We start from the raw sequence: 6,960 nt of genomic DNA, 5'->3' as shown, positions 1-6,960 counted from the left end.
TTCCAGTAAAATCAATGCATCCCAAGCTGTTTTTTAAAAAGTGCGGAAGACAGGAGGATTTCTCGTAATTCTGCTTTTTGCTCTTCATTCATTTCCAGTCTATCGCTGTGCATTTCTTTTCTTTCTTCCATTTTTTCCTTACGCTTTTCCTGAAAATCCTTTATTGCTTCAATTCTTTTTACATACAGTTCTTTAAGCTTCTCCTCCTGATCCTGGTTAAGATCCAGCTGCATGGCTAACCGTTTTGCACCCAGAGTGGCCATTTCTTCAGTTGTGAGATCAGATCTTCTCTCTCCACGTTCCTGGGCGAAGCTTGTCATCCCAATAAATATTAGCAGAATAGTGAGTATATTTTTCATAATAAAGTAGTTATTAGGTGTCTGGTTTTTAATTAAAAATAGGAACTACTTTTAATTAAATAAAAAAGTCCGAAGGAAAATCTTCGTTCGGACTTTTTTTAGTTGTTGATTCTAATTTACAGTTTTATATCCAGGTTGCCGTATAGGCATCAAAAATTCCAAATTCGGTTTCGTCAATTCCACCATCAACGTTTGTATCAAAGTCATTAAAAATACCTTCACCAAATTCCGTCTCGTTAATGGTATTATCAGCATCTGTATCATAATTCCCAAACCATTCGGTTCCTGAAAAACCTGCGCCAAATTCTTCGTTGCTAAGTCTTCCGTCTGCATCTGTATCAAAATTTCCAAAAGCGTCATCTCCTGCAAATCTTCCAAACATGGCTTCTCTACCGGCATTAAATTCGTCTTCGTCTACAAAACCATCATTATTTGCGTCTGCATTTTGAAAATTGGCTGCATTAAATTCATCTTCATTTAATGATCCATCAGCATCAGTATCAAATCCGGTAAAATTATTTTGGAATGAGGTTGAAAATTCATTCATATCGAGAGAACCATCAGCGTTCGAATCAAAATCGTTAAAATTTCTGGTATTTGACCAGGTAGAGGTAAAAGCATTGTAAGCATTAAACTCATCTTCATCAATACTTCCGTCGGCATTAGTATCAAATTGATTGAAAAGTCCGTCATTTAGTTCTGTATCATCGATAAAACTGTCAGCATTGGTGTCAAAGTTTCCAAATTGATCTGTCTCGGAAAATCCGGCACCAAATTCATCATTGCTAAGTCTTCCATCTGCATCTGTATCAAAGTTTTGAAAATCTTCTTCTCCTGCGAAAGCACCAAACATACCAGCTACTCCAGCGTTAAATTCCTCCTGATCTAATGCTCCGTCGTTATTGGTATCTGTGTTTCTAAAATTAGCGGTATTAAATTCATCCATATTTAGCATTCCGTCAGCATCAGTATCAGATTCGAAAAAATTATTTGGAAAGGAAGATGTAAATTCGTTTTTATCAAGGGAGCCGTCCGCGTTTGAATCAAAGTCATTAAAGGCTCCGGAAGTTTCTTCCTCCATCATAATTGTTATGGTTTCCATAACGAATGCATCGTTATCATCTAGTATTTCTTGATCATCCGGATCAAAAACTCCCTGAGTTCCTTCATCTGGATTGTCTGCATAAAGTTTTAAAGTGATCCTGTCTCCGGCCGTACCTCCTGTAAAGTTGAAATCGGAGTTCAACATGAGTTCAACATTAGAACTCTCCCCTTCTTCAATCCTTAAGGTTTCGGTAATGAAATTATCTGTGTTTTCATCACCCTCTCGTACTGCTGCCAACCAACTATCCTGGCCCACCGCAACACTCTGCACAATAATGGTATTTTGTGATATTGTCTGGTCGTTTACTGTAATAAAACCAGTCGCATCATTTTCCGGAATATCTATCCCATCATCATCGTCGTCGCAACTTATAAAGCTTATCGCAAAAGCTGCTATCATAAAATACATTAAACATTGTTTCAAGTTGATTTCTGCTCTTCTCATAATCATTTTTTTTATTTGTTATGGCCTAAAATTGATAAACTTTTAGGTGGCCGGGAAATTTTTCAGCGACTTTAAAATTACTTTAACCGGATTCTTAAAAGCGGCTAAAATATTTCCTGAAAAGACTGTAAGTATGTGAAAATCAGTTAAATAAAATTTATCTGTAGCGTTAATTTCAAATTGAATAGAGCAAAAAAAAGCCTGCCAGAAAACTCATTCTGGCAGGCTACTTTAAAAGATTCAATTTTCTAGCTTTTAGCTATAGGATTTAAAATAAGATCTATTCTTTTTAAAATATCCTGTTTGTGATACCTGGTTAAAGTGTTACCTGAATTTGCAGTATTTCGTAATTGTCTTTGCAGGGTAGATAATTCTCCACGAACTACCGGGCGAATATCACTTTGAGAAACATTTATATTACTCCTGCTGATCCAATTTCTCCATCTTGCAGGAATTTCATCCTGTTCCTCGTTCATTAGATATTCCATCCTTTCAATGTATACACGCTGAAGGTTTCTTCGGTATCTATCAATGTTTCTTCCGCTATAAACTTCACTCCAGATTCCTTTTCTCAAATCGGTCATCATATCTAATAAGGAGTAAGCATCTCTATTGTCAATCTCTTCGTTCTCCATTAACCTGGCCATTCTTCCGAAGTCCATAAGGTTATTTAACGCTCTTTCCTGCATGGTTCTAACCCGTTCGATACTACCGTCATATTCTATCTTATTGAAAATATCTTCCCTTAATAACCATTCAGGGGTTTCGAAAAGATTTTTATGAAGAAAGTTCATAGCTCTTTTCTGAGTTTCTTTATCTACATGAGTATAAACAGCACCTTCCTGATCATAAGTCTTGTAGTTTTCGTATACCCCACCAATATTAGCAGCTACATGACCCATATATCGATTAAACTGAGACAGCACCTGCCCATAAAGGTCTTCCAGGTCGTCGTAATTCTTACCTGGCTCGTTGGTCCAGTCAATAAGTTTAGGAACAATCCTTTTCAGATTTTTAATTCCATATTCACTGGCGAGCATGGCATCATCTCCAAGATCTTCGGTTTGCGAACTTGGATCTATCACCCCACCGCTTTGCTGTCTACCAAACCTGAATTTAGGATCTCCGGCTTTTTCAAGAATCCACTCATCCAGGATTTGCTTTTCTTCAATAGGATCTTTCCCGGGAATTGGCTTATATCCCCATTTAATAGCATATTTATCGTAAGGACCAATTTCGGGCATCAACGCCACGTCACCATCTTCAGGTTGTGCTACATAGTTAAAACGTGCATAGTCCATAATAGAGGGCGCAGTACCATATAATTTGGTAAACTCAGGATCTCTTAAGCTCTCTACGGGATAAGCAACACTGCTTCCCATGTTATGTGGCAGACCTAGCGTATGTCCAACTTCATGTGAAGAAACGAATCGTATTAAACGTCCCATTACTTCATCTTCAAATTTCACTCCTTGCGCATCTGGATTTATCGCCGCGGTTTGTACAAAGAACCAGTTTCTAAGGAGGGTCATTACATTATGATACCAGTTAATATCAGATTCCAGGATTTCTCCGGAACGTGGATCACTCACATGAGGTCCATTAGCATTTGGAATAGGTGAAGCAAGATATCTTACTACAGAATATCTAACATCTTCCGGGCTCCAGTCTGGATCTTCTTCTACAGTAGGAGCATCTTTAGCGATGATTGCATTTTTAAAACCTGCCTCTTCAAAGGCCACCTGCCAGTCTTCTATCCCCTGCTTGATAAACGGCACCCATTTTTCAGGAGTTGCGCGATCTATATAGTATACAATTTGTTCTTTCGGCTCTACAAGTTCACCGTTTTTAAACTTCTCCATATCCTCTTCTTTCACTTCCAGTCTCCAGCGATCCAGGTATTCTATGGTTTCGCTTTTTTGAGCTTCAAGGCCATAATCGGTCTGTTCTGTAGTGAACCAGCCCACGCGCTGATCAAAATATCTTCTCTCCATAGGTACCTTTGGAAGCAGGATCATGGAATTGCTGAATTCTAATGATATAGAACCCGTACTTTCATTGGATGGTGGTTCACCAGCATTGTAAGTTTTTACGTGCCTTATTTCAATATTCTCAGGATAACTTCTAATAGTATCTATATACGAGCGACTATCATCAAGTCTGGTAACCTTGTACCTTTTCCTTGTTCCGTCCTGAAGGCCGAGTGCCTGGACATCTTTGGTGTAAAGATCGGTCACATCAATAACTGTAGTGTTATTAATAGAATCTTTTCCTATTGTTTTTATATCAAAAGATTGAATAATGGGTTCAAAGTTTGAGTTTACCACGGCTTCATGAACCGGTAGGGAATCTGCTGCAAAAACTTCATAAGAAACTACGCGTAATAGTACTTTATTACCTTTCTTTTGCCAGCGATGCACCTGGGTATTTTCCTTGCCACCTCCAAAACCAATTCCACTGGCGGTCTTGGCAATACGGGTTACAGTAAGCATTTCGCGGTTAAAAAGGCTGTCTGGAATTTCGTAGAAGTAGTTTTCATCTACCTTGTGCACTGTGAATAAACCTTTATCTGATTTGGCGTCTTTGGTGATGACTTTGGCGTAGGGTTTTAAATCTCCGTCTTTCTTTTCGCCATTTTCATCAGATTTGGCTGTTTCAGAAGCTTTTTTATTGGGCTGAAATACAGCACAGCTGGAAACTGACAAAGAAAGTGCTACAAGCATGAGCCTGAGACCTTGTTTTTTAATCATAAAGTGTAATTATTTAATTAATAAGCAATTTCTAAAATTGAATTCTTCCGCAAAGACAAAAGAAATCTATACTTAACGTCCTTTGGACAGTAAAAGTCAAAAAAGGTTTAAAGGAAAGTTAAAAACTTATATTATCAAATAGATTTGAGTAAAAAATTGTTCTTTAAATGACTTATTAATCTGAAAAAACAAAATTATGGAAGAAGTTGTAAAATTAGTTTCAGAAAAAGCCGGAATACCTGAAGATAAGGCGAGAATAGCCGTACAGGTTGTTGCCGGGGTTCTAAAGGACAGAATGCCAGATGCAATGGCAAAACATGTGGATCCTTATTTGAAAGGCGAAGACGATGCTGGTGGTTTTGGTGATATGGCAGGAAAGCTGGGTGGAATGTTTGGAAAAAAGTAGTGCTAAACAGGCTGTTTAAAAAGTTGAAAAACGTCATCCTTAATTTGAATCAGGATCTTATCTAATAGAAGCTGAATGAAGTTCAGCTTGACGAAATTACATTTTTTAAACAGCCTCTTTATTTTAACCGATAAAAAGTCGTGTGGTTTTGATTAATCTAAGAAGCTTTTATCTTAAGTACATCAGCTTCTTTATAGACTTCAATCATCTTATTTTTTCTAAGGCCTTTTACGGCCTTATCCCACTTTTTGTTACTAAGACCAGATTGCTCCTTAATCCGATCTAATTCATGGATATTATCATCTTTCAGCAATTTAAAAACAGCTTTTTCCTCTTCACTTAATTCAACAGGTTTCTTCTCCGGTTTCATTTGCGGGAAGAATAGTACTTCCTGAATGGATTGTTTATTAGTAAGGAACATAATGAGCCTGTCCATGCCAATACCTAAACCTGAGGTTGGAGGCATTCCATATTCCAGGGCTCGTAAAAAATCATTATCAATAAACATCGCTTCGTCGTCCCCCTTTTCTGAAAGTTTTAATTGCTCTTCAAAACGTTCCCTTTGATCTAAAGGATCATTTAATTCAGAATAAGCATTTGCAATCTCTTTTCCGCAAACCATTAGTTCAAAACGCTCGGTTAATTCAGGATTGTCGCGGTGTTCCTTACAAAGCGGACTCATCTCTTTAGGATAATCTGTAATAAATGTTGGCTGAATAAAGTTTCCTTCACATTTTTCTCCAAATATTTCATCGATAAGTTTCCCTTTACCCATGGTATCATCAACTTCGATGCCCATGCCTTTCGCCGCTTCATATAATTCTTTTTCAGACTTTCCGGTAATATCAAAACCGGTAAATTCTTTAATAGCATCAGTCATCGTTAGTCTTTTATAAGGCGCTTTAAAATCGATGTTATGCTGGCCGAAAGTGGCTTCCGTAGTTCCATTTACGGCAATGGCACAATGCTCTAAAAGTTGTTCAGTAAACTCCATCATCCAATTGTAGTCTTTATAAGCCACGTATATCTCCATAGCCGTAAACTCAGGATTATGGGTTCTGTCCATTCCTTCATTTCTGAAGTTTTTGGAGAATTCATACACTCCGTCAAATCCACCAACGATTAGCCTTTTTAGATATAACTCATTGGCTATTCTAAGATATAGAGGAATATCCAGTGCGTTATGATGAGTTACGAATGGTCTGGCTGCAGCTCCACCTGGAATTGACTGAAGTATAGGTGTTTCTACTTCAAAATATTCTTTTTCATTAAAGAAATTTCGCATGGCATTGAACAATTTTGTTCGCTTCACAAAGATCTCCTTCACCTTGGGATTCACGGCAAGATCTGCATAACGCTGGCGATATCGCTGTTCAGGATCATTAAATCCGTCATGGGTATTGCCTTCTTTATCAGTTTTTGGTAACGGAAGCGGTCTTAATGCTTTACTTAAAAGATGAAAATCTTTTACCATCACCGTCATTTCGCCAACCTGCGTTTTGAAAAGTTCACCTTCAATTCCTATAAAATCACCTATATCCAGCAACTTTTTGTAGAAATCATTGTATTTGGATTTATCCTCCCCGGTACAAATTTCATCCCTGTTAAAATACACCTGAATCTTACCTTTAGAATCCTGAAGTTCAGCAAAAGATGCTTTTCCCTGGATTCTTCTGGACATTAATCTTCCGGCGATAATTACCTTTTTTCCTTCTTCAAAATTCTTTTTTATATCTACGGTTGTATGATCAACCGGGAAAAGATCGGCAGGATATGGATTAATTCCGGCTTTTCTAATAGCCGTTAATTTCTCTCGTCTAATTTGTTCCTGTTCTGATAACTGCTGCATATGATAATTTTAAAGCATTCAACAAAATGCGGTGCAAATATAGTGAC

The 6,960-nt window shown here is 37.6% G+C and carries 5 protein-coding genes; 1 reads left to right on the top strand and 4 read right to left on the bottom strand.

Going from position 1 to position 6,960, the window contains the following annotated elements; genetic code table 11:
* Positions 1-11 precede the first annotated feature (11 nt).
* The 3 genes from Q1K34_RS15990 to Q1K34_RS15980 form a co-directional block, all read right to left on the bottom strand.
* Complete coding sequence (locus Q1K34_RS15990; protein ID WP_300441133.1) at positions 12-359, bottom strand: hypothetical protein; 348 nt, start codon at positions 357-359, stop codon at positions 12-14.
* A 124-nt stretch (positions 360-483) separates the two neighbouring features.
* On the bottom strand, positions 484-1,908 hold the full coding sequence (locus Q1K34_RS15985; protein WP_300441130.1) for a hypothetical protein: 1,425 nt from the start codon (positions 1,906-1,908) through the stop codon (positions 484-486).
* Positions 1,909-2,156: 248 nt separating this feature from the next.
* Complete coding sequence (locus tag Q1K34_RS15980) at positions 2,157-4,658, bottom strand: zinc-dependent metalloprotease (RefSeq protein ID WP_300441126.1); 2,502 nt, start codon at positions 4,656-4,658, stop codon at positions 2,157-2,159.
* Between the two features lie 196 nt (positions 4,659-4,854).
* Between Q1K34_RS15980 and Q1K34_RS15975 the strand changes: the two genes are divergently transcribed.
* The gene (locus Q1K34_RS15975) at positions 4,855-5,064 is read left to right on the top strand and encodes a hypothetical protein (RefSeq protein WP_300441123.1); all 210 of its coding nucleotides are present in this window, start codon (positions 4,855-4,857) and stop codon (positions 5,062-5,064) included.
* A gap of 157 nt (positions 5,065-5,221) precedes the next feature.
* Here Q1K34_RS15975 and lysS read toward each other — a convergent pair whose 3' ends face one another.
* On the bottom strand, positions 5,222-6,913 hold the full coding sequence (gene lysS / locus Q1K34_RS15970; RefSeq protein WP_300441120.1) for a lysine--tRNA ligase: 1,692 nt from the start codon (positions 6,911-6,913) through the stop codon (positions 5,222-5,224).
* Positions 6,914-6,960 lie beyond the last annotated feature (47 nt).

Origin of the sequence: Christiangramia sp. (assembly GCF_029937855.1) — a bacterium.
Taxonomy (GTDB): Bacteria; Bacteroidota; Bacteroidia; order Flavobacteriales; family Flavobacteriaceae; genus Christiangramia.
Note: the sequence above shows the minus strand (reverse complement) of the source record. Positions and strands in the feature narration are given on the sequence as shown.